Origin of the sequence: Acinetobacter sp. RIT698, assembly GCF_009668065.1 — a bacterium.
In the GTDB taxonomy this organism is placed as follows: domain Bacteria; phylum Pseudomonadota; class Gammaproteobacteria; order Pseudomonadales; family Moraxellaceae; genus Acinetobacter; species Acinetobacter guillouiae.
The window spans coordinates 76,521-99,541 of the sequence record NZ_WJYH01000002.1; the positions used below are offsets into that span (position 1 = coordinate 76,521).

The following is a 23,021-nucleotide window of genomic DNA, read 5'->3' on the forward strand; positions in this document are numbered from 1 at the left end:
AAGAAACAAAAAATGCGCCAAATGGCGCATTTTTTAGCTGTAAAGCGAAGTTAAAATTAACCTTGTTTACGCGCTGGTAATTTTTCACGAATACGCGCAGCTTTACCAGACAATTCACGTAGGTAATAAAGCTTAGCACGACGAACGTCACCACGACGTTTCACTTCGATTTTAGCAACGATTGGAGAGTGAGTTTGGAATACACGCTCAACACCAACACCGCTAGAAATTTTACGTACTGTGAACGCAGAGTTCAAGCCACGGTTTTTCTTCGCAATAACTACGCCTTCAAAAGCCTGAAGACGCTCACGATCACCTTCTTTTACTTTTACTTGAACGATAACTGTGTCACCAGGAGCAAAAGTTGGGAGGTCAGTTTTTAACTGTTGGTTTTCAATTGCTTGAACTAAAGGATGTTTACCACTCATTGTGGGAATCTCCGTTTTGCGGGACAGAAGAGGTCTGCACAACCGCTGGGGATAGAGGCTAAATCGCGTATCAACCCGTTTATCTTTCCCTTTATTGCTGATGTTATTCAGATCAATAAAGAGCCTAATATAAGTACTTAATCATAAGTATTTTCTTGAAGCCGACTTCTTATGGAACTTACATTCCGCAGGACAACAATGATGAATGTTGTATCCCTGAATAAGAAGCACAGCTTCTGACGTGCGTTGAAACAAACATAATCAATGCTTGCCTACCCTCGCTCATCTTTTAGCCATTTTTTTTGCTGCTTGGTCAACTCAACGTGTTCCACCAACTCAGGTCGGCGTTCTAAAGTGCGTTGATAGCGTTGCAAAAACCGCCATTTTTCAATATTGGCATGGTGCCCTGACTTAAGTACTTCAGGAACTTCCAAACCTTCAAAATGATCTGGCTTGGTATATTGTGGGCAATCTAAAAGACCATCCACAAACGAGTCTTGCACTGCGGATTGTTCATCTGACATGGTATTCGGCAAACGTCGAATAATACTGTCCAATAAAACCATCGCAGGGAGTTCACCGCCTGATAATACGTAATCTCCAATCGACCATTCCTGATCAACATATTTTTGGATCAAACGCTCATCAACTCCCTCATAACGTCCACACAGCACAATTAATCCGTCATATTCAACAAATTGTTGTACTGCGGGTTCATTTAAGGTCTGTCCTTGCGGTGACATATACACCACAGGAACATGAACTGCACCTGCTTGCTTTGCAAGCTCTTTTGCATAGTGGATTGCTTTTGCCAAAGGCTCAGCCATCATCACCATACCAGGACCACCACCAAATGGACGTTCATCCACTCGTTTGTAGTTACCCTCAGCAAATTCTCGCGGATTGATACAATGAACTTGTACAATGTCACGCTTTGCCGCTCGCCCGCTAATTCCGTACGCTGTAATCGCTTCAAACATTTCAGGAAAAAGCGTAATGACTGCAAAAAACATCGCAGACTCCTCTATTTTCCTGCTGCGCCAATCCTTATCGGATTAGAAATCTACGCCCCAATTGACATAGATACGACCAGCTTCGAGATCAACGCGTTGTACCACATCTTTATGCCATGGAATCATTCGCTCTTCGCCATCGATGCTATCTGCTGTTGCACGAACAACCATGACATCATTGGCGCCTGTTTCAAACAATTCGTGGATTTGACCAAGATTTACTTCCTGTTCTTCTTCATTCAGACCTAATACGATTAGACCTTTTAAATCAGACCAGTAATACTCGTCCACGCCTGCTTGAGGCAGTTGCGATTTTGAAATCCAAACATTCGCGCCAACTAGACTGTCTGCTGCAGTGCGATCACTCACACTTTTCAACGAAACAACCAAGCCTTTACCATGTGGTTTCCAACGTTTTACGTCTACAATTTGCCAACCTGCTTTGGTCTCAATATACCAAGGAAGGTAGTCAAATATGTTGCTCATAGGTTCTGTATTGGAATAGACCCAGAGCCACCCATTTAATCCATATGCTGAACGTAGCTGTCCAATCTGAATACGATCTTCGGGCACATTCTGTGCTGGTGTCATGGGCTTACTGCCTAATTAAAGATTTAATTATGCAGTAGCTGCAGCTTTCTTAGCTTGAGCAGCTAAAGAAGCAACACGTTCAGACGGTTGAGCGCCTTGAGCAACCCAGTGAGCAAAACGGTCAGCATCTAAACGAAGTTTTTCTGCTTTACCTTGAGCTGTAGGGTTAAAGAAACCAATACGTTCGATGAAACGACCGTCACGCGCATTGCGGCTATCAGTTACGATTACTTGATAGAACGGACGTTTTTTAGCACCACCGCGTGCTAGACGAATTACAACCATGATAGAACCTTATAGTTTTTACGGATTATCCTTGTACCGACCATCGATACATTTCAAACCCCTTTCATAGAGGGCAATATTTTACGTTATCTTTGTCATGAAAGAAAGATCAAATTTTATTTATCCACAATTTTGAATTTAATTTTTATTTGCCGTCCCAGTTTGTGGTTGCTGATGGAGTGCAAGTGGTGCCTTTGCTCCAACATTTTTGGCCTTGGCTATCTAATCCGACATCACCATTTCCGGCTTGCTGAGAACCCGCTATTGGAGCAGCATTTAAAGACCAAGTTAAATTATCTTTAGAAACTTCTAATTTAACTTTATATTTTGCTTCTCCAACACTTGGATAATCTTCTTCAAATGCTCCATTTTCCAATTTGGCATCTTTAAATGTCCCTTTCGCCATTTTATAATTGGATAAATTTCGGGCAATTTGAAGCATTTCACTTTGTGCATCAACTCGGTTTGTTCGAACAATATATTCTTGATATGACGGATAAGCTATTGCAGCTAAAATTCCTATAATTGCCACAACAATTAATATCTCAACTAATGTAAATCCTTTCTGCTTCATACTTTCACCATGATGTAATATCATTACCTGTACAAGCTGTAAAAGTAACACTGTCTTTGGTTTTACAACGAAGCCCTTCGCTCGTCATAAGTAGATTATAGTTTTTAACATCTGTACTTTCTGCCTTTATTGCCCAACCAAATCCTGATGCACTAGAATCTGTAAGAGATAAACTAGGATCGGATAGATCTTTGAGGGTAATTTTGTACTTAACCATATCTCCAGTTGATCCAACAGGTGTTAAAATCTCGTCTGACGAGTTAGAGCTATATAAATCTTTTAAATCAAAATTTTGATAGGTGAGATTCTTAGATTTAAATATCTCCAACTGATTTGCAATTTTCTGTATTTCCTGTTGAGCTTGGGCAGCGGCGGCTCTCCGCACATGATCCTGATAGTTTGGATAAATAATAGCAGCTAAAATTGTAATGATAACAATGACAACCATTAGTTCTATTAATGTAAAACCATAAGTGTTCCTGTGACAAGTTTGGCTTGTCACAGTTCCATATCGACTAATTCTTCTTAGCTTCAACATATTTTTCATACCATCGGATTGGGTTTAAAATCTTATTACACTCCCATCTTCCTTTTCCTTGTTGTAAACCCAGCAAAGTTAAGGCTCCACAATTACTACCTGTATTATTTCCACCATTAGTATCATCTGGACCAAAAGTAATACCTTGTATACCTGGTCCCAAGACATTTTGATTCTTACCATCTACAATCTGAAAACCAGTACTCTTTTCAAGACTCCAATCAACAACACCTTTTGAATCCAAACAGGCTCCATATGGCAAGCAGAACTGTTGAGTATTACTTTCACCAATAATTCGAGGTTGACAAGGATTTTGTTTATCAACAATACCCGTACCTTCAGGGTCATAAATTGGAACAATTAATCTTCCCGTCATCGCTACAGGTTCTTCTTCAAATGCTTTCACACCTCCCGCAGTTCGTCCAGATACTGGATTTCCATTCTGATCACTAGAGAGTGAGCGATACCATCCCTGCATACCTGTTTTAGCATATGGGAAAAAAGTCGAAGAAATGATACCTGTTATATTTTGCGGATTTTCCTTTAAAGATTTCAAGGTGATGTCAACTGATTTTAGATCAATGTCTTTATAAGCACCTGTTTGAGCATCTTTTGTACCCGTAATCAATCCACTATCTGCAATATCACGATCAATCAATCCATAAACTTTATTGGTTGGGCGTCCAGTTAACTCATTTAAAGGCAACATGAGTTCACGACCTTTATTCGGTGAAACATCCAATGGTGTACTACGATCACCAGACGCAATACCAACCATAACAAATGTTGAGCCTGCCTCATCGTGTACAGTTAGCGTTGGTGGTTGATAAAAACGAGATTGATCTCCATTTGTAATACTTGTTCCATCGGCTTTTGTTGCAAGATTTGCTAAACGAACAACTCTTTTCCCAAAGGATGCGACTGGAGTATTTTTGGCATTATTTAAATCAATACGAAATACTTGCCCACCTAAATCACCAAAATAAAGATTATCAACTAAGCCATCCCCATCACGATCCAAAGTACTGATTCTACTAACAATACTATGGGTCATATTTGCATTATTCGTGTTAGCACCTGAATTACTTGCCCACCAAATTCTCTCACCCGTTTTTGCATTGATAATATAAACTGCATTACCATCTGCCTGTGCTTTATTGTTACATGATGTAGATGGATAATCTGTATTGGAATTTGATGAGTTCAATTTAAATCTTGGATTTTCATAGCACATATCATAACCACCACCCACAATCATCACTCGGGTAATTTGGTTGTTATAACGAATATTGGCTAGTACAGGTTTAGACCAAGTTTGCCCCATACGAGTGTAGTCACCTGCCCCACCAAGAATACGGAAAAGTAATTTAGGTGCGCTTGGATTAAGGACATCTAAGCCATAATAGCTTTTTCCTCCCATACGCATACCACCGTATACATTCATCTTATTTGCTACGACTGATGTACCTGTATCACTTCCACCAGTTACTTTATAATCTGAATCAGCAACCCAAGCCCCATTAATGCCTTGTGTAACGCCATTTATATTTGACTCATCTTTCCTCAGCGCTTTCGATGCCGTACTATCCTGCAAAATTTCCGCAGGAACAAAAACCATCTGCTCTTCACCGGTCGATGAATTGACGATACGTAAAGCACCTTCCATACTTCCATAAAGTAACGATTGATCACGTGTAGACTTTAAATTACCATCTGCATCTAAAGTTCCTTTATAGGTCATTTGTACAGGGAAAGAGTGAATACTCGCACCCATCGATGTAAAAGCATCATTAGGCGAATCTAAACTATTCGGAAGCTGTGTCGAACTAAGATTGATATCATAACCTAGATAATTTAATAATTTTAACTGGACATCTAATGTTAAGTTTTTCAATCGATTATCAGTCTTAAACTTATCTAGTAGATTTGTTGGAGTTGTCGCAGATTGGGTGACTAAAAATAAATCAGAATTTTTATCTGTGGAAGTAATTGCTCCACTTGATGCCACACTTTTTATATCTGAATAAAGTGGTCTATAACCGTTAGGGCTAGCGAGTGTCGGCAATTTAATTTTTGAATAGACGCCACCCGCTGTAACACCATCACCATCAGTTAGAGAGGTGCCGTTCCAAATATCTTGAGAACTTGGATTGAGTAATCCATTGCTTTGAAAAACAAAGTTGCTTCCTGATTTTAAAGCGCCACCTTGAATACTGTATTTTTTCAAGTTCCCAGTCCAAGTAATATTCTGAGTCCCTGGTTTTGGTTCCAACGCTCTCAAATATCCATAAGGTTGGAATGATTGTGGACTTAAAGCATCCACAGGAACAGAAATCGCCCCAGTTGATAATGGACTAATTAGATTTTTACCTAAGTTATCGATAAATTTAATTACGCTATTGGTAATCTCACTAGATTCTTTTGCAATGAAAAAACCGCCATTTCCATAACCTGGTTTGCTCTGCTTATAATTTCCTGTAGCTGTTGGGGAACATTGATCATCTGATTTTCGGTCGTCTTGTGTACGGGAACTCAGTCTACAAGCATTTTCCACATACCCATAACCCAAGTCATTCATTTCATTACCAAAACCAACAAAAGCAGTTTGAATAGACACACCTGTTGGATTCTTAGTTTTATCAAATAATTTTTTAGCAAACTCCCCGATACAGCGCCAACCTCCGGGATTACTTCCTTCGTAGGCTTCAGCGAGTCCACCAGCACAACTAAAATTATTCCCATATGCATCTAGAGCGGCTGTCATTAAGTTACTTGCTCTAGTTTCAGTTGTAGAATTGGCGGCACCATCTGAAAGAATATAAACCCCTTGACCATCACAGCTTTGCCGATCTTCAACAGCGGGGAGTGGCGACTTGTATGTTGTATTATCAGCGACTTTTGTATCATCAGCAGATTTTGTAAATCCACTATCATTATTGGAGAATAAAACAGTCCCTGTTTTATTATAACAAGTACCATTATTACCATTTATAGAGCATGGTTGTGCTGTTAAACCATTCGTATTGATCGAACTCACTGTATACCAAGAATTGCAGTTTGTTCCAGAAGCATTCCACTGATTACACTGATAATTATAAGTTGTTGACCACCAACCGCCAGTTGAATATGAAAAAAACATTGGGGCATTATTTAAATTTATTGATTGTAATGTTTTAGTACCCATTAAATATGCTGCTGCTTCTGCATAAGCATGTGCTGTTGGTGTACCATTGTAAGCTGTTAAATCTTTTATTGCATTTCTTAAAGCTGTTCTTTGAGTAGAATTTACCTCTCCCAGTTCTTTGGCTGGAACTAAAATTTGACCGCTCCGACCATCTCCACCAGCAGAATAATTTCCTAAACCAACCCGAACTTGTCTTAGCGAAGATTCATCACTATTTAAAAATGCAAACATTCCATCTTTTAAACGTGTTAATCGATCATAGCCTACCTTAGTACCATATCGATCAGTACAATATCTACGTTCATAAGGCACTGTTGATGTCTTACTCTCCGTTCCATTCCTATAACACCTACTATCATCAAAGTAAGCCATTGATCCAGATGTATCCAACATCATCACCAGCGTCTTTTTTCCTGCAGTAGGTGCAGCATAAATTTGTAAATCATTCGCTTGGGTGACAGAAGACATTATCAGGAATGTACCGACAAACGTTGTAAATCCGACCATGCCTAAATTTAATTTTTTTTGCTTGCCTGCATAACTCAATGAGGCCGTAAGCTTTTTAGATTTCATTTTACATTCCTCATCATTATACTGGTGCTTTAACCATCTTTATAAATGTTTGCAAATTAAACTCTTGGACTTGACTGTTGACTGGAACACCAAGATTTACGAGACATTGTGCTGTTGTTTGTTTAGCACTAGATTCCGCATCTAAATTATCATTCACATTTTCTCTTAAACATGCTTGAGCCGCAGACAAGTTTTTAGCATAAATGGGCATCACTGCTACTGTCGTCATCCGAATACGTTTTTGCTCAGTTACCCCTTGTGGAATTGTTTGTCCGCCACTTACATTAATATTTCTTGCGAGTAATGCCAAAGGAGGTAAATCAGCGGTATCTGTTGGAATTTTAATAGAAATCTGTGTAACTACCCCTCGTCTTGCACTACCAAAGTCAGTGGTTAAATTACAAAAATTATCTGTACTTCCCTCAACTAACTCAACATCAGAACTTGTATTTCTAAGTACAGCCATCGATGTAACTGAACCAAATCGAGTACTCACTCTAGGTTTATAGCAAAATACATATTCTTTACCAGGTTCTGTATCTGCATCTTTCAAAGCTTTACCAATAACACTTGAAAGATTCACTTGTTTATTTAAATCCTCTAAAAACACTTGGTTGATTGGTGTATCCGCTGTTTGACTTGAAAGCTGACCAATTTGCGCATTTGTCGCAATATTCAATGTTGTCATAGAGGTCCGAATAGCCATTACTCCAACAATTGTTAAAAATAACAACATCATCATAACAACGATAATCGTTGACCCTTTCTGCTTGCTTAGGTTAGTTCGATGTTTCATAAATCTTCTCTCCTAAGCCATTTCTTAATGCAATATTTGTTGTATATAAACGTCGTAAATATTTGGTACTTTTATCCGTCAAAGTCACGTCACCATCAGGGAAATTAAAACTTTCTTTAGATGGGTCTATATTTTTATTTGTTATTGGATCTTTAGAGCGCACCAAAACCATCATTCTAATGGAGACAACTCTAGGGATATTTGGAGAGGACGCCGCCTTTACTGCTGTCTTAAATTGCTCAATAGTGTAATAGCTAAAATTGTTTCCAGCTTTTGCTCCGATGTAAAATCTAACAAGATCCACCCTTGGCATAATCACTTCACCATTATTTGAATCATTTAATCCAGCAATAGAAGGGACACTACTTCCTGGGGTATTTGCATCACAAGCCAATGCCAAGTTACCATTATCTGTCCTTAAGAAATAACGCTGAATAACATACTCACTGGCCTGTACTTCTCTACCTTCACAGTTCATCATTTTATTGGGTGCTTGAAACATAATCGTGAGTTGATCACTACTAGAGCTCGTCCCAGTCGGACCTCCTGATTTTGTTAACAATCCTGCACTTACATCTTTTAATTGTAAATTTGCCTTACCTAAAGCTGGGTCTCCACTGGTAAAAATAATTCCACCATTGGGTGTTGTTGTATCTAACACTGGATTATTTACATTTCCAAAATTCGCGAGACGGATATCTCTAGCAATATAATCGACACCGAACACCCCACTATCTTGCAACTCTGCACTCGCTTCTTGCATTTTTGCCGTAATTAAACCACCAGTGAACAATTGCAAAGCTGCGGCGCTAATAATAAGACCAATAGCAAGAGCAACGATCAATTCAATTAGTGTGAAACCCTTCTGAGGCCCCATTATTTCGTGCTTTATCATGAATCTCATTAATATGCCTCCATCATTAGGCATTTTGCAGTAAACACATACGTTCCTGTGCTACTCATACAGGCACTATAATCACCTGCTTTTAACTTCGATGCAGTTTCATCCCAAGCAGCGAATAAGCATTGCCTTTTAATTGTACTGCCTACCCCTGGGCAATCTGTCATTGTAATACTAATCCCGATTCTTGATGCTGCATCGGCAGCCAAATATGAATCATAATCAGCCATTTCTGCTGGTGTACATGTGGCATTAAAACATTTTTTTTTCGGAGACTTTTCTCCCACACCAATATACCCTTTTACAGCAGCAGGATAACTAGATTGACCATTAGGATTAGCACGAATACTTTCTGTTAAGCCTCTCAAAATTAGTGTTGCTTGAGATCTTGTAAGCGCTTCACTAGTCGCATCTACAGCCCTTAACTGTAAAGCAGTAAATCCCAAAACCCCGATCGCAAGCAAAACCAGGGCAACTAAAACTTCAACGAGCCCCACACCCAATTGATTCTTCTTATTCTTCATGAGCATGCTCCATTCTTTTCAGAGGATACAATTCCGATAACGGACACTGTTATTTCGGTGAGTTCCTTATTACCGCATATTGTTATTTTTCTTGCCTTTAGGTTTGTACTTGGCACATTATCAAGTGATGACCCAATAGCACTAAACACAACATATAAGTCACCACCAACACTAACAGCCTTATCAATATTGGCTAAAATGACACGTTTTGCATCAATGAAATTTGAAACATTGGCTGTACTAACTCCTGCTTTGGTTAAACAGAGTGTCTTTGTTATTTCCTGATTCGAGCCATCTTTATTCGGGCAAACGATCACAGACATTTTCATTGATGATGCACGGCTCTTCCCTTCTTTTAGTGCTGTCATTAACTCTTCTTTGCTTTTATTCGCTTGATAGGTTGCTAAGAGCTTTGAAAAAGAAGGCGCTGCAATCGACGCAACAATCGCCAAAACAGCAATTGTCACCATCAATTCAATTAAGGTGAATCCTCGATTATTATGCATTGCTACTCCCCCATCGCAACAAAACTTTACCCTATTAAAAATCATATCTTAAATACTTACAAAACCAATACAAGTTGGATAAAAGGCATAAAAAAGCAGATAACTGAAATCTCAGCTATCTGCTTAAAAAATAAAGTTTAAATTTAAGCTTGCGTTACATGAATCCGTAGCTCTTTTGGCAGACTAAATGTGATGTTTTCCTCACGACCATTTAATTCTTGCGGTGCTGTTGCACCCCAGTCCTGTAACCGTTGAATCACTTGTTTAATTAAAATCTCAGGTGCAGATGCTCCAGCTGTAACACCGATCTTATGATTGACGTTAAACCACTCCTGCTTTAACTCATCTGCGTTATCGATCAGATACGCATGTTTTCCCATCCGCTCAGCCAACTCACGTAAACGATTTGAATTCGACGAGTTTGGAGAGCCAACCACCAACACCACATCACATTGTGTGGCTAAATCTCGCACAGCATCTTGACGGTTTTGTGTGGCATAGCAAATATCATCTTTACGAGGCCCTTGAATTTGAGGGAATTTATTTCGCAGAGCATCAATCACTTTGGCCGTATCATCTATAGATAAGGTTGTTTGGGTCACAAATGCTATTTGTTCAGGATGATGTACTGTTAATGAAGCCACATCTTCTTCATCTTCAACCAGATAAATTTCACCACCATTCTTTTTGTCATACTGCCCCATAGTCCCTTCAACTTCAGGGTGGCCTTCATGACCAATCAAAATTGCTTCGGTTCCTTCACGTGCATATTTCGTCACTTCAATATGTACTTTGGTGACCAATGGGCAAGTTGCATCAAATACTTTTAAACCGCGACGTTCTGCTTCTTGTTGAACGGCCTTTGATACGCCATGTGCACTAAAAATAACAATATTATCGTCAGGTACTTCATCTAATTCATCCACAAAAATCGCACCACGCTGACGTAAATCATCAACCACAAATTTGTTATGAACCACTTCATGACGGACATAAATAGGTGGATTAAAACATTCAAGCGCACGATTGACGATGGCAATTGCACGATCTACACCTGCACAAAATCCACGCGGATTAGCCAATACAATTTCCATAAAACCCTCAATGCTCACTTCAATGGTTGGATATATTTTATCGATTAAACACAAACAATGTGTAAAAACAGTTTTGTTTGTCTTCGCTCTACTCTAAAATAGAGAAGATATTTTATCATATCAGGAAAAATATCATGTCGGGTCTATTGTTTGTCGTTTCTGCGGCATCAGGAACAGGCAAAACATCTCTCGTTAAAGCGCTACTTGAGCGTGTGAGCAATTTACACGTTTCTGTCTCACATACGACTCGTGGTCAGCGACCTGGCGAACTCGACGGTGTTCATTATCACTTTACCTCTAAAGAAAACTTTCTTGATCAAGTCAATCAAGGCGGTTTTATTGAGTACGCAGAAGTTTTTGGTAATTATTATGGTACTGCGCAAGCAACTGTAAAAGACCAATTGGCGAAAGGCCATGATGTGCTACTTGAGATCGATTGGCAAGGTGCTGAGCAAGTTCGTAAACTTTTTCCTGAATCTAAACAAATTTTCATTCTTCCTCCAACGCAGTTTGATTTACGTCAACGTCTTTCAAATCGTGGCACGGACTCTGTAGAAGTCATTGAACACCGTTTAAGTTGTGCAGTGGAAGACATGCAACAATATGTCAACTTTGAATACATCATCATCAATGATGATTTCAATAAAGCTTTACATGATTTAGAATCTGTTATTAATGCCAATCGCTTAAAAATAGATCAACAAGCTAATCGTCATCAGGCTTTAATTACCAAACTGATTACACCACAAGCTTAGATCTGAATGCTTTCTAAATAAGCTTCGATTAAAACTTGAGTCTATGATGAAAGCATTTTATACTGCACAGTCTATTTAAAAAATTTGTATTCAAACGAGAATTCTTATGGCACGCGTAACCGTTGAAGATTGTTTAGACCATGTAGACAACCGCTTTGAGCTTGTACTAGTGGCAAGCAAACGCGCGCGTCAATTGGCACGTCAAGGCATTGAACCAACTGTTGAGTGGGACAATGACAAGCCGACTGTTGTTGCATTACGTGAAATTGCGATTGGTCATGTGACTAAAGATATCTTGAAGCAACGTGATCAAGATTACCAAACGTCTAGTCTTGACCTTGCTTTATCAGCAAACAATCTTAATCTTGAAGGTTTTTCTTTCCAATAAGCCAGGGTCTGTTGACAGTTCGTCTATGTTTGCGACTACGCGTGTTTTTTAGGCGATACAAGGCACGAGATATGAGATTTAGTCATTCTAAATAAGTAGCTCGTAACGACGTAGCGGCAAAAAACACACTAGTCCTGAAAGGTTGTGGCTAAAATTATCTCAGTCTGCGTTATGAAACTCGAAAATAGTCTCGCTATTCTCTTCATTTCATGCCTTGCCTGCTCAATTTTAGCCTACAACGCAAGCCATTTATGAAATATCAACAGCCCCAGTGCCTTTGAAAAAAGCCTAGTTTTTCAACTAGGCTTTTTTATTTCAATTATTTTGCAAAAAGTTTTGCCAATCAATCGACAAAATTCAAAATATTTGTTAAAAAAAATAGATATATTTGATGTCTAGAAATTGACAAGCGGCTCAATATGCTTTTCATTAAAGCATTAGGAAAAATATTTCAAATTTGTAATTTAAGATAGGTGTTCTATGCCAGGCCAACAGGTCAGCCAATCCAAGCAACAGTTGAATGTAATTATCGACGCGTACTTAAAACCAAGTGATGTCGAGCGAGTACTTGTGGCTTGTGATTATGCTGATATTGCGCATGATGGTATTACACGTAAAAGTGGTGAACCCTATATTTTACACCCGATTGCGGTGAGTTGTATCTTGGCACATATGCGTATGGATGCCGAAACGCTCATGGCAGCTTTATTACACGATGTGATTGAAGATACAGATTTCACCAAAGAAGATATCACTGAAAAATTTGGTAAAACCGTGGCTGAATTGGTCGATGGGGTCACCAAACTCAGTCATTCCAGCGATAAAGAATATAATAAAGCTGCGTCTTTCCGTAAAATTCTTCAAGCCACTTTACAAGACCCGCGTGTCATTATTATCAAACTCGCCGATCGTTATCATAATATGACGACTCTAGGTGCTTTACGGCCAGATAAACGTGCACGTATCGCACAAGAAACTTTTGATATTTTTGTTCCCATGGCACGGCTTGTGGGGATGAACGAGATGGCGGATAACTTAGAACATCTGTGCTATCAAAACCTAGATCTCGATATGTACAATGATGTACAAGAAAATTTACTCAAAACCAAACCTGAGCGCTGTAAATATCAATCGGTTTGGGAACAAAACTTAGCTGAGTTGCTCAATAATTATAATATTCAAGGGCGCATCAAAAAGAAAAACAACAATATTGAACTCTTACGCCACTTTGTAAAAAATGAAATCGACTTACAAGAGCTCACCCATAGCCATGCTTTTGAAATTGTTTTACAAAGCATCGCGGATTGTGATCGCTTGGTCGATGCCTTACGTGAAAATTTCCAAGTCATCGATTATGAAGACCATATCCGTCGCCCATTACCAGGCGGAAATCAGTCTTTAATGATCAAACTCAAAGGTGAACGTACCACGTTGTCATTAACCATTCAAACCGAGTTGATGCGTAAAGCTGCACGCTTTGGTGTGGTTCTTGGTGAAAATGCGCCACAAGCTTGTCGCTCTGCGATTCAAGCCTCCATGAAGAATTTAGATCTTCTTGTTGGTGGTGAGTGCGCAAAAACCACATTTAGCGACCTACTTGATTATTTACATCAAGAAAAGATCTGGGTCTACACCCCACATGGACAGCTGCATGAATTACCGCAAGGTGCTACAGCCGTTGATTTTGCGTATTCAGCGAGTTTATTTTTAGGCAACCATGCGGTGGGTGCGAAAATTAATGGTGAAATTAAACCACTTTCAACTCCTTTGGTGAGTGGTCAGGTGGTTGAAGTCATTACCGATGTATTGGCAACACCAAACCCAGACTGGTTAAGTTTTATTAATACCCAAAAAGCACGTCGTGCGATTCAAAACATCTTGCGAGATCAAGATCCAGATGAACAGCGACTAGTAGGACAACAAGCACTCAACCGTGCTTTAAAACTGTTTAATCGCTCGACCAAAGACTTATCCGAAGCGGATTGGAAAGATCTATTAGAGTGGCGCCATGTGCCCGATAAAGACACCTTATTTGAGCAAATTGCAGTGGGGGACCTATTACCACAACTGGTCGCCAACCATTTATTTGCCCAATCTAAAGCCACTGAAGAACATGCTTCAAATCGCCTCATCCAAGGTACAGATGGTGTCGATGTAAAATATGCACACTGTTGTAACCCAGTATTGGGAGATCCTATTCAAGGACATTTATCCCGTCGTGGCTTAATTGTGCATCGTGCACGCTGTCATAACTTATTGCACGAGCAACATTTGCACCCTGAAAATATCATGTCTTTACAGTGGACATCGGAAGAAGAAGACGATGTGAACTTTAATGCTTATTTGAGTATTGATCTTATTTTAACCGATGAACAAATTTCAGAATTGATTTACTTATGCCGTAAAGCAAAAACTGGGGTTGAATCAGTACGCTCTCATGAAGATAAAACCTATGTGAATATCGTGGTGAATAATCGCAAACAAATTGCGCAAATCATTCGTGAACTCCGTATGCAATTTGGTTTTCCTCGTATTAGTCGAATGTCTATGCCAGTTTCAATTAATGAGACGCTAAAAGCAAAAGCGTGCTAAATTAAGACCTGTAATGTTTATCGATAATCTTCGATGCACTTTGCATGCCATTCATGCTTTATGATGAAATGATTTGAAATCAAGGAGAAATCAATGTCCCGCCAAGTGATCCATACTGAAAATGCCCCTGCTGCAATTGGTACTTATTCACAAGCCATTTTAGTAGACAACACATTATATCTTTCAGGGCAAATTGGCTTAGACCCATATAGCATGGAATTGGTTGAAGGCATTGAAGCACAAATTCGACGTGTTTTTGATAACTTAAAAGCAGTCTGTGAAGCTGCAGGCGGTTCTTTAGCAGATATTGCAAAGCTCAATATTTTTCTTACTGATTTATCCAACTTTCAATTGGTCAACCAGATTATGGGCGAATACTTTGCTCAACCTTATCCTGCACGTGCAGCATTAGGTGTTGCTTCTTTACCTAAAAATGCATTGGTTGAAATGGATGGTATTGTCATTATTCCTCAATAATATCAGCCAAAACTAATTGTTTGATTTTAAATAATTTAAAAAATGAAACTAAATACTACCGATCAGGTGGTATTTTTTTATTCAAAAAGCCAATAAAGATAAATGAGATTTCAAATGAATTTCATTGACAAATGATAACAATTATCAATAATATTAGATATCGCATTTAACCTTAGGGTTGAGTTTCATGTACGTTTGTTTATGTCGTGGTATTACAGATCAAGATATCAAAGATGCAATGGCAAATGGTGCAGAGAGCTACCGTGAAGTACGTGAATTATTAGACTTAGGCACGTGCTGTGGTCGCTGTGCTCCTGAAGCAAAAAGCATTATCAATGAAGAGCTATCGCTGATTGCAGCACGTATTTCTGTTGCCGCGTAGTTTTGATTTAAAAATTAAAACATAAAAATAAGTTCAGATTTATAACGACAATAAATAAGTTTTTTAATGATCCCCAGATCATTCTCCTCCCCCGCTTCGACTCAAAGCGGGTTCGTTTTTTCAATCAGTCTCTTTTAGCCAAAACGACATCCCTATTGTTTTTGATTGCGATTTTCATTTGCCGTTCCATAAACTACTCGTAACCCTGCAAAAAGTTGATTAATATAGAGCCATATCAAATTACCTTAATCATTAAATTTCAATGACTCAGTTTAAATTCACGTTAAGGTAAAAAATTAGAATGGAGTTTTAACCATATGCAAGGCAATCGAGACGTAATTAATCAGCTCAATCAAGTGCTTTATCATCATTTGACTGCGATTAACCAATACTTTTTACACTCGCGTATGTTTAATGATTGGGGAATCGAGAAACTTGGTTCGGCTGAATATAAAGAATCTATTCGCCAAATGAAGCATGCGGATAAGATCATTGAACGTATTCTTTTCTTGGAGGGTTTACCAAACCTTCAACATTTAGGCAAGCTATATATTGGCCAGCATACAGTTGAAGTTTTAAACTGTGATGTACGTAAAGTAAAAGAAAACATTGATGCATTAAAAACAGCAGTTGCACTCGCTGAAAGCAACTTAGATTATGTGACTCGTGATCTTGTTCAAGAAATTCTTGAAAAAGAAGAAGAGTTTTGGGATTGGACAACCACCCAATTGGATCTAAGTGAAAGTGTCGGTATCGAAAATTATATTCAAAGCCAGCTATAATTTTTAAATACCATTAAAAAAATCCCCCAATTGATTGGGGGATTTTTTATTTCAAATACAAAATACGATAGTCAACCTATCAAAAACGCATACACCAAAATATAAGCTTCATTTTGGATCAATGATCTGAATCAAGTCACTTCTATTGATCATTAAGCATGGTTGAACATATAAAGCTTTCACTGCCACACCTTACATTCAAAGTTTAAATATCTTTGCGTAGGCGATTCCTCACTTTTCGTAGCGGAGATGCCAAACCTTGCGCTGCAAACAAAGCTGTGCTTTATTTTTGCTCATGTTGGGCGAGGAATACGCCTATCCCCCGCCCAACGGCGACATCCCTGTCGCCCCGCGATAGGATAACCATCAATGATTCAACAATGCAAAAAGTAAAAAAGAATTTTATTTTCCTACAGCAGATACAGGCAATAGATCCTGATATGACTTCTCTTTCCCATGCAGCGTCTTCAGAATCCATAATTGATGTTCAGCTTCAACTTTTTTACCATTAAAAGCCAAAACCTGCGCATATTTCTGAATATCATAGGCTGACGCTAAGTTCGCCACCATACGCCCCATATATTGCAACTGCTGATCCGACATTTTGCTATATGGATTTAAGCCAATCCACCAGACACGTTCTTTAAATTGCGTCAGTAACAAAATATCTTGATTCATCACTGCTTGCTGTGAAGCACTTAATGGTGTTTTCTTATTTACAAATACACTTTGTTGACGGTATAAAATATAGTCTCGATAAATCACTCCCACCAAGACCAAACCAATCACAATAATACTTACTGTAACCGAAGACTTTAAGTTCACTGTAGGCAAACGAGGATACTGAGCTTGGATGATCCCCAATAAGAAACCTAAAGGGAGCAAGAAATATGCATAATGAATTGGGTATTCCAATAGAGCATGAATCAAAATGGCACAGACCATTAATCCCGCTGCAATTGAAACTGCATCTTTAATACCTTTATTTAGCCAATACAACCAACATGCGACATAAACAATAATCAGTCCACCAATCGGGATACCATTCCAAATCAGTAAATCCAAAATCACGTTATGTGCCGTTTTATACCATTCATGTGATGGATATAAATCAAAAGCAGCAATCTGTGCCATCCCTGTTTGGTTCCAGCCATAACCAAACCACGGCTTTTCTGAAATTGCGACTAAGGCTTGATTCCACATATCTAAACGAAGATAGCCTGAGGTTGCTCGCTCGACCACTGAATCTGCTTGTGCTACATCTTGAGTTGATACAGATGCAATCCACTGATTAAGCATCGGCAAGCATGTAATCAACGCAATAAACACCACACACCATGCGAGCAATTTGACAAAGCCAAAACGTTTAGTTTGACCAAATTGCTTGGCCGTCAAATAAATCAGTGTGAACAAACATACTACCCAAGCAGTACGAGATTGAGTCAACGCAATCGTAAACAGCAAAATAAAAGTTGAAGGCCCGAGTATGTAATTTGGCAGTATCCTCTTTTCATAAAAATATAAACATGCAAATACCCCCATACAAATAAACGTCGCCAGATTATTTGGCTGAGCAAAGTTTGCATAGGGACGATTGCCATTGAGCAAATTAACCAATGGTCTAAAATATTCGTTTACACCCAACCACTGACTCATTGCAATAAAACTTGAAAGCATTGCTCCCGTAAAAACCACAAGGCTAAATACTTTAAAGACTTGTTCTCTTTGACCTTTTTCACCTACTGCCAAGTTATAGCCAACAACCAGCATCAACCAAAACATCGCAATATAGGCTGTACAAAGCAATGCATTACTTAAATACAAAATCTCGCCAAAGCCCCATTGAATCAATGGGATTGCCAATACAGGCAGTATAAGCAGTTGCGGTTTTGGAATTTTTAAATCTTGATGGTAAAAAGCACTGAGTAGCACTAAAGCCGATAGAAAAGTAAGTGCTTCACTACCAAAGGTTGTCCATGGCATTTTATGAATAGGTAAAAGCCACGCAAGTAAAAGCAATACGGCTGAAAGAAGATAAGGAATAGCTTGCATAAGAAAAGTGAAAAGAAAAACTGAGCCTATTATAACGTTTCTAGCACTTTTTGTTTAAGGGATGATTGTACAGCCTGCACCTTTACTTAAATCACAACGAATATCTACTGTAGATGAATGCTTACTTTTTGCCTCGATAACCAAATTTGTTGTCGATTCATTCCATGAAGAAGCATTAGTGATAAAACTACAGGATGAGATAACAGGAACTGTAGGATTAGTTGCATCATTTTGATCATTTAATGCATAGAAAATATAGTTGCTATAATTTTTTGTTTCAGATAAACACGCTTTTACCCCCGCACTTTTAGAGTAGCTTTGATATGCTGGCACTGCGATTGAGACAAGAATTGCAACAATCGCAATCACAATCATTAACTCTATCAAATTAAAGCCTCTTTGTTCTTCCATTTTGAATTATTCAATAGCTGTTTCAATACAATTTATAGATTATTTTCACTATTTCAAATGCTAATTTCTAGAGACACAATAATGATTAAAAAATATCAATAATTGTCACATTATTACAAGTCATGCTCTTTTAAATCAGTCGAGACATGATGATCCTTATAAAAATTATACTTTAGCAAATCATCAGGATTGATATCACTTTTATATATTTTTTCTATTAAAAAAAGACAATATTTTGCATCCTCTTGCTTGCCATTATAAGCGGCCAACTGTGCATATTTATATAAGTAATATTTTGATGGTGTTAGAAGAGTAAGATTTCGATATATCTCGATTTGATCCTCTTTTAACTTAGTAAAAGGATTTACAGCAATCCATTCCGCATCATATTTTAATTGATCTAGGATAAAAATTTTGTTTTGAGCCTGATATGGCGTCACTTTATCAAATTGTGGCTTCTCTTTAAACAATCTCATCATTTCATAAAGTTTTGCCTCAAAACTTTCAGTTATGCTTGCATTATAATCTCTCCAAACAAGCAAAATTAAAGACAGCCAAATCAATACAATTGAATTACCAATCACTTTTGATAATTCAAAATATTTACCATTTCCATCTTCAGACTGAATAACACCACATAACACTGCTACTGGCAGTAAGAAAAAAGCATAGTAAAGAGGAAACTCTAACATTGCATGAATCAACACAACACTAATCATCATTAATGCAATTATGGATTCTATTGAATTCGCTAGCCGATAAAAATGAGTATACCAGTAAAGAGCATATCCAATAATTAAGCTTCCTAAAATAACACCATTCCAGACCAATATATCTAAAATAATATTATGTGAACTTAGGTATCTTTCAGGAGTATCATGTTTCGGCAATGCATCTAAATATGAAAAACTACTCTGATTCCAACCATACCCCAGCCAAGGATGGTCTTGAATAGAAATAAGAGTGTGTGTCCACATAGGTAGTCTTAAATATCCTGTTGTTGCTCTTTCCATTACTGTTGATGCTGATGTCCCAACAACTTGACTGAGTAATGGTAAACTTAATACAAATACAACAAATATAACCGTGAAACCTATCGCATAAAAACGATTAAACCTGAATGATGTTTTATGATTACGAATTAACCAGTAAACCACACAAAAGATGACTCCTAACCAAACTGTCCGAGATTGACTCAACACCATTGCAAAAAGAATAGTCAAAGCAATCATCAAAATAATAAATGAGGGTAGTTTTTGTTTTTCAAATATATATAAACACCCCAATAGCGCTAAAAATAAGGCAGTTGCCATATTATTTGGTTGTGCAAAATTAGCAAAAGGACGACCAGCTGTTAACTCCAAAACATAGGGAAAAGATGATTCAAAATTCAGCCATTGTATGATTGCCATCAAAGCAGTAATTATTCCAGCGGCAACAAATGAACTAGATGCAAATAACATGACTTTCTGTCTATTAAAATCAGTTATGCATAAGTTAAAAGAATGAATTACTGTAATAATAAATGCAGTCAAATATAGAAAACTTAATATAGCTGTACTAAAAAAGAAGATCTGCCCAAAGCCATATTGAATCAGCGGAATTAGACTGATAATAAATAATGGAATAAGTCGATAAGGGACTTTCAGATTTCGATTAAACTGCAGACATATTAAAAAAAATATTGAAAAAAAAGCAGCTATTTCACTACCAAAGGTAAACCACGGGGCAAAATGATCTGCAAGTAGCCAAGAAAGGGCAAAACTAATACAAATTATAGTTATAAGAACTGATTTCTTCATAAAATTAAGTAACTAAGATTTATTCAACATATAGAAAAAAAGGAGTCTAAAAAGACTCCTTTTTTATTTCTATTTAATTAGGTCGCACCAGCTGTACATTTAGCACCAGTTGCTAAATCACAAGTGATAAATTTATTGGTGCCACCATTCTTAATATTAAATTTCACTGTATCTGTTATTGCTGTAGGTTTAGCATTAAAACCAGAGCACGCCCCAGGAGTATAGTCTGGCACAGATGCAGAACCATTTGGATCAGATAATGCAGCTAAAGCTACATTAGAATATGCTTTTGCTTCAGCCAAGCATGCATTTGTAGACGATTTTTGTGTATAGTTTTGATACGCAGGAATCGCTATCGCAGCAAGAATACCGATAATTGCAACAACGATCATTAATTCAATCAGGGTAAAACCTTTTTGAGCATTCATAACATTTCTCCAATGTTTTAAAAATTTTTATAGCTTTTAGAGCAATTTATATGGCTGTTCTTTTTTGTGGAAAAAATCAGCAACCAATCGAGACTCTTTGATTTTAGAGAGAATGTAACGCTTTACAAGTTTTTTTTTACTTCTTATATTTTTACGTAATTAAGCGTAAAAAAGTGACATTTATTGTCACCAAAAACCAAATCAATTCACAATGATTGGATTATTTGTTAACTCATTAACATTGGCAACCTGACCATATTGGCTACCATAAAATAAATTTAAAATTTGACCAATTTCTAAAACACCATTGGTGACCGCAGTTCGATAATTTTTGTTTTTTAACTCAGAAATCATCACATCGCAAATCTGCTGCCATATTTGTTGCGTTGTTGCTTGATAAATACCACGATCTATCACAATTTCTACGGTTTTTTCACACAAGTTTAAATACAGCAGAACACCGCTATTATATTCGGTATCCCAAACACCCAATTCGGCAAATAACTGCTGTGCTCTAAGACGAGTATTTTGATGATATGCCTGATGACTTGGAATATGTCCTTCAATCACCACTTGTATTTCGCCGACATGACCTTCTTCGGCTTGCGTCACAGTTTGTGCAATGACTTGTTGATCTTGCTTTGAAAAATAACGTTTCGACGCAGGCATATATAAAACGTGTTTTAACCAACGCTTAAAGCTAGGTTGTACCTGTTCCTGTAACTTCGGTTCAGTCACAATTGCTGTTGTATCTGTTTTTGTTACCATGAGCCTGATGCTCCTCCACCGCCGAAACCACCGCCGCCGCCACTATAGCCCCCACCACCGCCGGAACTGCCCCCTCCACCACTTCCACCACGCCCACCACCAGATAAAAACATTTGGAAAATGAGTTGTGCCAATGATGTAATCAACAAGAAGAATATACCAAAACCCAAAACCAGACTCATCACAATCCCTGAGCCATAAATAAGACCTGCAGCGGTCGCTGTCACACCCGCAACTGCTGCACTTAAACGATTACCGACAATAAATGATGCAAAGATACCTATCACCAAAATCACCATTGCAGTGGTTAAGGTTCGATCCTTGGCCTCTTGTTCTTGCAGTGCTTGGGTTTGCCGCGCTTTTAGCTCATCTGCGGCTTGTTTGGCAATTTCAGGGTCAAGATTTAAAATACGCTCAATCTCATTGACACCTGCCTGTAAGCCCTGAGCATATTGCCCTTGTTTAAAATCGGGTGTAATTTGATTGCGTATAATTCGACTGACCATAATGTCAGGAAGTACACCTTCTAAACCATAGCCTGTTGCAATATGGATTTTTTGATCATTAACTGCGACTGCAATCAATAAACCATTGTCTTGTTTTGCTGAACCTAACTTCCATTGCTCAGCAACACGCATTGCGAAATCAAAAATACCTTCTTGCCCCGTGGTTGGGACAATAATAATGCCGATTTGCGCTTTGCCTTGACGATATATATCACGAATTTGTTGTTCTAAATTTTGCTTTTCAGCTGCAGATAAAACTTTAGCTTGATCAACGACAGGCTGATTCAGTGTGGGAATATTTCGAGTAGTTTCACCCTCTGCCATATCATTGGCGACTGGGGGTACGTTTTGTACGGGACTTTGAGGGGCTTGTTGTGTAGTTGGCGTTTGTTTTTGAGTATCTAATGGTTTTGAACCAATCACATTGGGTAAATTGGTATTGGGTACCACTTTGCCCAAAACAATCGCATCTTGTGCCTCTTGCTCATCTGTGGCTGTCGCAGTTTCAGCCCAGACACTTGATTGAACAGAAAGCATCAGTCCTAGAAATACAAATAATATTGTACTCATGTTTTTCATCACTGATTTTTCTCGCCATTCAATCATAGGTCACCTTTTATTTAATAATGAATATTCTTAGCCTATCTTTTTCAGCATGCTTTAAGACAGTG

The 23,021-nt window shown here is 38.1% G+C and carries 24 protein-coding genes; 6 read left to right on the forward strand and 18 right to left on the reverse strand.

The genetic code is table 11. The features are described 5' to 3' along the window. Positions 1 to 56: 56 nt before the first annotated feature. The 12 genes from rplS to ispH all read right to left on the reverse strand — a co-directional run bounded on the left by rplS (position 57) and on the right by ispH (position 11,007). Positions 57 to 428: a 50S ribosomal protein L19 gene (gene rplS, locus GJV03_RS01260; RefSeq protein WP_004718278.1), complete on the reverse strand. Its 372-nt coding sequence runs from the start codon at positions 426 to 428 to the stop codon at positions 57 to 59. Positions 429 to 700: 272 nt separating this feature from the next. Beyond that, positions 701 to 1,441, reverse strand: a complete 741-nt coding sequence (gene trmD, locus GJV03_RS01265; RefSeq protein ID WP_151957547.1) for a tRNA (guanosine(37)-N1)-methyltransferase TrmD — start codon at positions 1,439 to 1,441, stop codon at positions 701 to 703. A gap of 42 nt (positions 1,442 to 1,483) precedes the next feature. Beyond that, positions 1,484 to 2,032 carry a ribosome maturation factor RimM gene (rimM, locus tag GJV03_RS01270; RefSeq protein WP_004718282.1) on the reverse strand — a complete coding sequence of 183 codons (549 nt, stop codon included), beginning with the start codon at positions 2,030 to 2,032 and terminating at the stop codon, positions 1,484 to 1,486. 27 nt (positions 2,033 to 2,059) lie between these two features. Further along, positions 2,060 to 2,317: a 30S ribosomal protein S16 gene (gene rpsP / locus GJV03_RS01275; protein ID WP_004718284.1), complete on the reverse strand. Its 258-nt coding sequence runs from the start codon at positions 2,315 to 2,317 to the stop codon at positions 2,060 to 2,062. 145 nt (positions 2,318 to 2,462) lie between these two features. Continuing rightward, positions 2,463 to 2,891, reverse strand: a complete 429-nt coding sequence (locus GJV03_RS01280; protein ID WP_154129291.1) for a type IV pilin protein — start codon at positions 2,889 to 2,891, stop codon at positions 2,463 to 2,465. A gap of 4 nt (positions 2,892 to 2,895) precedes the next feature. Next, complete coding sequence (locus GJV03_RS21865) at positions 2,896 to 3,429, reverse strand: prepilin-type N-terminal cleavage/methylation domain-containing protein (RefSeq protein WP_154129292.1); 534 nt, start codon at positions 3,427 to 3,429, stop codon at positions 2,896 to 2,898. Continuing rightward, positions 3,407 to 7,186, reverse strand: a complete 3,780-nt coding sequence (locus GJV03_RS01290; RefSeq protein ID WP_154129293.1) for a PilC/PilY family type IV pilus protein — start codon at positions 7,184 to 7,186, stop codon at positions 3,407 to 3,409. Before GJV03_RS01290 ends, GJV03_RS21865 begins: the two co-directional genes overlap by 23 nt. Positions 7,187 to 7,202: 16 nt before the next feature. Then, positions 7,203 to 7,982 (reverse strand): hypothetical protein, encoded by a 780-nt coding sequence (locus GJV03_RS01295; RefSeq protein WP_154129294.1) that lies wholly within the window; start codon positions 7,980 to 7,982, stop codon positions 7,203 to 7,205. Further along, on the reverse strand, positions 7,966 to 8,886 hold the full coding sequence (locus GJV03_RS01300; RefSeq protein ID WP_252720666.1) for a PilW family protein: 921 nt from the start codon (positions 8,884 to 8,886) through the stop codon (positions 7,966 to 7,968). The genes GJV03_RS01295 and GJV03_RS01300 overlap by 17 nt, the downstream gene beginning before the upstream one ends. Then, entirely contained in the window at positions 8,886 to 9,407 is a 522-nt protein-coding gene (gene pilV / locus GJV03_RS01305) for a type IV pilus modification protein PilV (RefSeq protein ID WP_154129296.1), read from the reverse strand. Before pilV ends, GJV03_RS01300 begins: the two co-directional genes overlap by 1 nt. Next, positions 9,404 to 9,913 (reverse strand): prepilin-type N-terminal cleavage/methylation domain-containing protein, encoded by a 510-nt coding sequence (locus GJV03_RS01310; RefSeq protein ID WP_171501821.1) that lies wholly within the window; start codon positions 9,911 to 9,913, stop codon positions 9,404 to 9,406. The genes pilV and GJV03_RS01310 overlap by 4 nt, the downstream gene beginning before the upstream one ends. 143 nt (positions 9,914 to 10,056) lie before the next feature. Next, entirely contained in the window at positions 10,057 to 11,007 is a 951-nt protein-coding gene (gene ispH, locus GJV03_RS01315; RefSeq protein ID WP_154129298.1) for a 4-hydroxy-3-methylbut-2-enyl diphosphate reductase, read from the reverse strand. Positions 11,008 to 11,141: 134 nt separating this feature from the next. On the opposite strand from ispH, the gene gmk reads away from it, so the two are divergent. The 6 genes from gmk to bfr all read left to right on the forward strand — a co-directional run bounded on the left by gmk (position 11,142) and on the right by bfr (position 16,383). Beyond that, positions 11,142 to 11,762: a guanylate kinase gene (gene gmk, locus GJV03_RS01320; RefSeq protein ID WP_154129299.1), complete on the forward strand. Its 621-nt coding sequence runs from the start codon at positions 11,142 to 11,144 to the stop codon at positions 11,760 to 11,762. Between the two features lie 106 nt (positions 11,763 to 11,868). Beyond that, the gene (gene rpoZ, locus GJV03_RS01325) at positions 11,869 to 12,150 is read left to right on the forward strand and encodes a DNA-directed RNA polymerase subunit omega (protein ID WP_004718302.1); all 282 of its coding nucleotides are present in this window, start codon (positions 11,869 to 11,871) and stop codon (positions 12,148 to 12,150) included. Positions 12,151 to 12,630: 480 nt separating this feature from the next. Then, positions 12,631 to 14,742, forward strand: a complete 2,112-nt coding sequence (locus GJV03_RS01330; RefSeq protein WP_004718304.1) for an HD domain-containing protein — start codon at positions 12,631 to 12,633, stop codon at positions 14,740 to 14,742. 93 nt (positions 14,743 to 14,835) lie between these two features. Then, positions 14,836 to 15,219: a RidA family protein gene (locus tag GJV03_RS01335; protein ID WP_004718306.1), complete on the forward strand. Its 384-nt coding sequence runs from the start codon at positions 14,836 to 14,838 to the stop codon at positions 15,217 to 15,219. A gap of 187 nt (positions 15,220 to 15,406) precedes the next feature. Next, positions 15,407 to 15,601: a bacterioferritin-associated ferredoxin gene (locus GJV03_RS01340; RefSeq protein ID WP_004718308.1), complete on the forward strand. Its 195-nt coding sequence runs from the start codon at positions 15,407 to 15,409 to the stop codon at positions 15,599 to 15,601. Positions 15,602 to 15,918: 317 nt separating this feature from the next. After that, a complete protein-coding gene (gene bfr / locus GJV03_RS01345; RefSeq protein ID WP_004818630.1) occupies positions 15,919 to 16,383 on the forward strand; it encodes a bacterioferritin in 465 nt (154 codons plus the stop codon). Between the two features lie 402 nt (positions 16,384 to 16,785). Here the strand turns inward: bfr and GJV03_RS01350 are convergent, their stop codons facing one another. From GJV03_RS01350 to GJV03_RS01375, 6 genes are all read right to left on the reverse strand, one after another. Next, a complete protein-coding gene (locus tag GJV03_RS01350; protein WP_154129300.1) occupies positions 16,786 to 18,435 on the reverse strand; it encodes an O-antigen ligase family protein in 1,650 nt (549 codons plus the stop codon). A 54-nt stretch (positions 18,436 to 18,489) separates the two neighbouring features. Next, positions 18,490 to 18,846, reverse strand: a complete 357-nt coding sequence (locus GJV03_RS21870) for a prepilin-type N-terminal cleavage/methylation domain-containing protein (RefSeq protein ID WP_154129301.1) — start codon at positions 18,844 to 18,846, stop codon at positions 18,490 to 18,492. Between the two features lie 113 nt (positions 18,847 to 18,959). Next, positions 18,960 to 20,648, reverse strand: coding sequence for an O-antigen ligase family protein (locus GJV03_RS01360; RefSeq protein WP_154129302.1), 1,689 nt, complete (start codon positions 20,646 to 20,648; stop codon positions 18,960 to 18,962). A 77-nt stretch (positions 20,649 to 20,725) separates the two neighbouring features. Further along, entirely contained in the window at positions 20,726 to 21,076 is a 351-nt protein-coding gene (locus GJV03_RS21875) for a prepilin-type N-terminal cleavage/methylation domain-containing protein (RefSeq protein WP_154129303.1), read from the reverse strand. 201 nt (positions 21,077 to 21,277) lie between these two features. After that, the gene (locus tag GJV03_RS01370; RefSeq protein WP_154129304.1) at positions 21,278 to 21,844 is read right to left on the reverse strand and encodes a TPM domain-containing protein; all 567 of its coding nucleotides are present in this window, start codon (positions 21,842 to 21,844) and stop codon (positions 21,278 to 21,280) included. Further along, positions 21,838 to 22,956, reverse strand: coding sequence for a TPM domain-containing protein (locus GJV03_RS01375; RefSeq protein WP_154129305.1), 1,119 nt, complete (start codon positions 22,954 to 22,956; stop codon positions 21,838 to 21,840). The genes GJV03_RS01370 and GJV03_RS01375 overlap by 7 nt, the downstream gene beginning before the upstream one ends. Positions 22,957 to 23,021 lie beyond the last annotated feature (65 nt).

Bases quoted from the DNA above. Each gene is read 5' to 3' on its own strand.
- GJV03_RS01280 (WP_154129291.1), bottom strand. From the start codon at position 2,891: ATGAAGCAGAAAGGATTTACATTAGTTGAGATATTAATTGTTGTGGCA.
- trmD (WP_151957547.1), bottom strand. From the start codon at position 1,441: ATGTTTTTTGCAGTCATTACGCTTTTTCCTGAAATGTTTGAAGCGATT.
- GJV03_RS01370 (WP_154129304.1), bottom strand. From the start codon at position 21,844: ATGGTAACAAAAACAGATACAACAGCAATTGTGACTGAACCGAAGTTA.
- GJV03_RS01335 (WP_004718306.1), top strand. From the start codon at position 14,836: ATGTCCCGCCAAGTGATCCATACTGAAAATGCCCCTGCTGCAATTGGT.
- GJV03_RS01310 (WP_171501821.1), bottom strand. From the start codon at position 9,913: ATGCATAATAATCGAGGATTCACCTTAATTGAATTGATGGTGACAATT.
- ispH (WP_154129298.1), bottom strand. From the start codon at position 11,007: ATGGAAATTGTATTGGCTAATCCGCGTGGATTTTGTGCAGGTGTAGAT.
- gmk (WP_154129299.1), top strand. From the start codon at position 11,142: ATGTCGGGTCTATTGTTTGTCGTTTCTGCGGCATCAGGAACAGGCAAA.
- GJV03_RS21870 (WP_154129301.1), bottom strand. From the start codon at position 18,846: ATGGAAGAACAAAGAGGCTTTAATTTGATAGAGTTAATGATTGTGATT.
- GJV03_RS21865 (WP_154129292.1), bottom strand. From the start codon at position 3,429: ATGTTGAAGCTAAGAAGAATTAGTCGATATGGAACTGTGACAAGCCAA.
- rplS (WP_004718278.1), bottom strand. From the start codon at position 428: ATGAGTGGTAAACATCCTTTAGTTCAAGCAATTGAAAACCAACAGTTA.
- rpoZ (WP_004718302.1), top strand. From the start codon at position 11,869: ATGGCACGCGTAACCGTTGAAGATTGTTTAGACCATGTAGACAACCGC.
- GJV03_RS01375 (WP_154129305.1), bottom strand. From the start codon at position 22,956: ATGATTGAATGGCGAGAAAAATCAGTGATGAAAAACATGAGTACAATA.
- GJV03_RS01350 (WP_154129300.1), bottom strand. From the start codon at position 18,435: ATGCAAGCTATTCCTTATCTTCTTTCAGCCGTATTGCTTTTACTTGCG.
- rpsP (WP_004718284.1), bottom strand. From the start codon at position 2,317: ATGGTTGTAATTCGTCTAGCACGCGGTGGTGCTAAAAAACGTCCGTTC.
- GJV03_RS01330 (WP_004718304.1), top strand. From the start codon at position 12,631: ATGCCAGGCCAACAGGTCAGCCAATCCAAGCAACAGTTGAATGTAATT.
- bfr (WP_004818630.1), top strand. From the start codon at position 15,919: ATGCAAGGCAATCGAGACGTAATTAATCAGCTCAATCAAGTGCTTTAT.
- GJV03_RS21875 (WP_154129303.1), bottom strand. From the start codon at position 21,076: ATGAATGCTCAAAAAGGTTTTACCCTGATTGAATTAATGATCGTTGTT.
- GJV03_RS01360 (WP_154129302.1), bottom strand. From the start codon at position 20,648: ATGAAGAAATCAGTTCTTATAACTATAATTTGTATTAGTTTTGCCCTT.
- rimM (WP_004718282.1), bottom strand. From the start codon at position 2,032: ATGACACCAGCACAGAATGTGCCCGAAGATCGTATTCAGATTGGACAG.
- GJV03_RS01290 (WP_154129293.1), bottom strand. From the start codon at position 7,186: ATGAAATCTAAAAAGCTTACGGCCTCATTGAGTTATGCAGGCAAGCAA.
- GJV03_RS01340 (WP_004718308.1), top strand. From the start codon at position 15,407: ATGTACGTTTGTTTATGTCGTGGTATTACAGATCAAGATATCAAAGAT.
- pilV (WP_154129296.1), bottom strand. From the start codon at position 9,407: ATGAAGAATAAGAAGAATCAATTGGGTGTGGGGCTCGTTGAAGTTTTA.
- GJV03_RS01295 (WP_154129294.1), bottom strand. From the start codon at position 7,982: ATGAAACATCGAACTAACCTAAGCAAGCAGAAAGGGTCAACGATTATC.
- GJV03_RS01300 (WP_252720666.1), bottom strand. From the start codon at position 8,886: ATGAGATTCATGATAAAGCACGAAATAATGGGGCCTCAGAAGGGTTTC.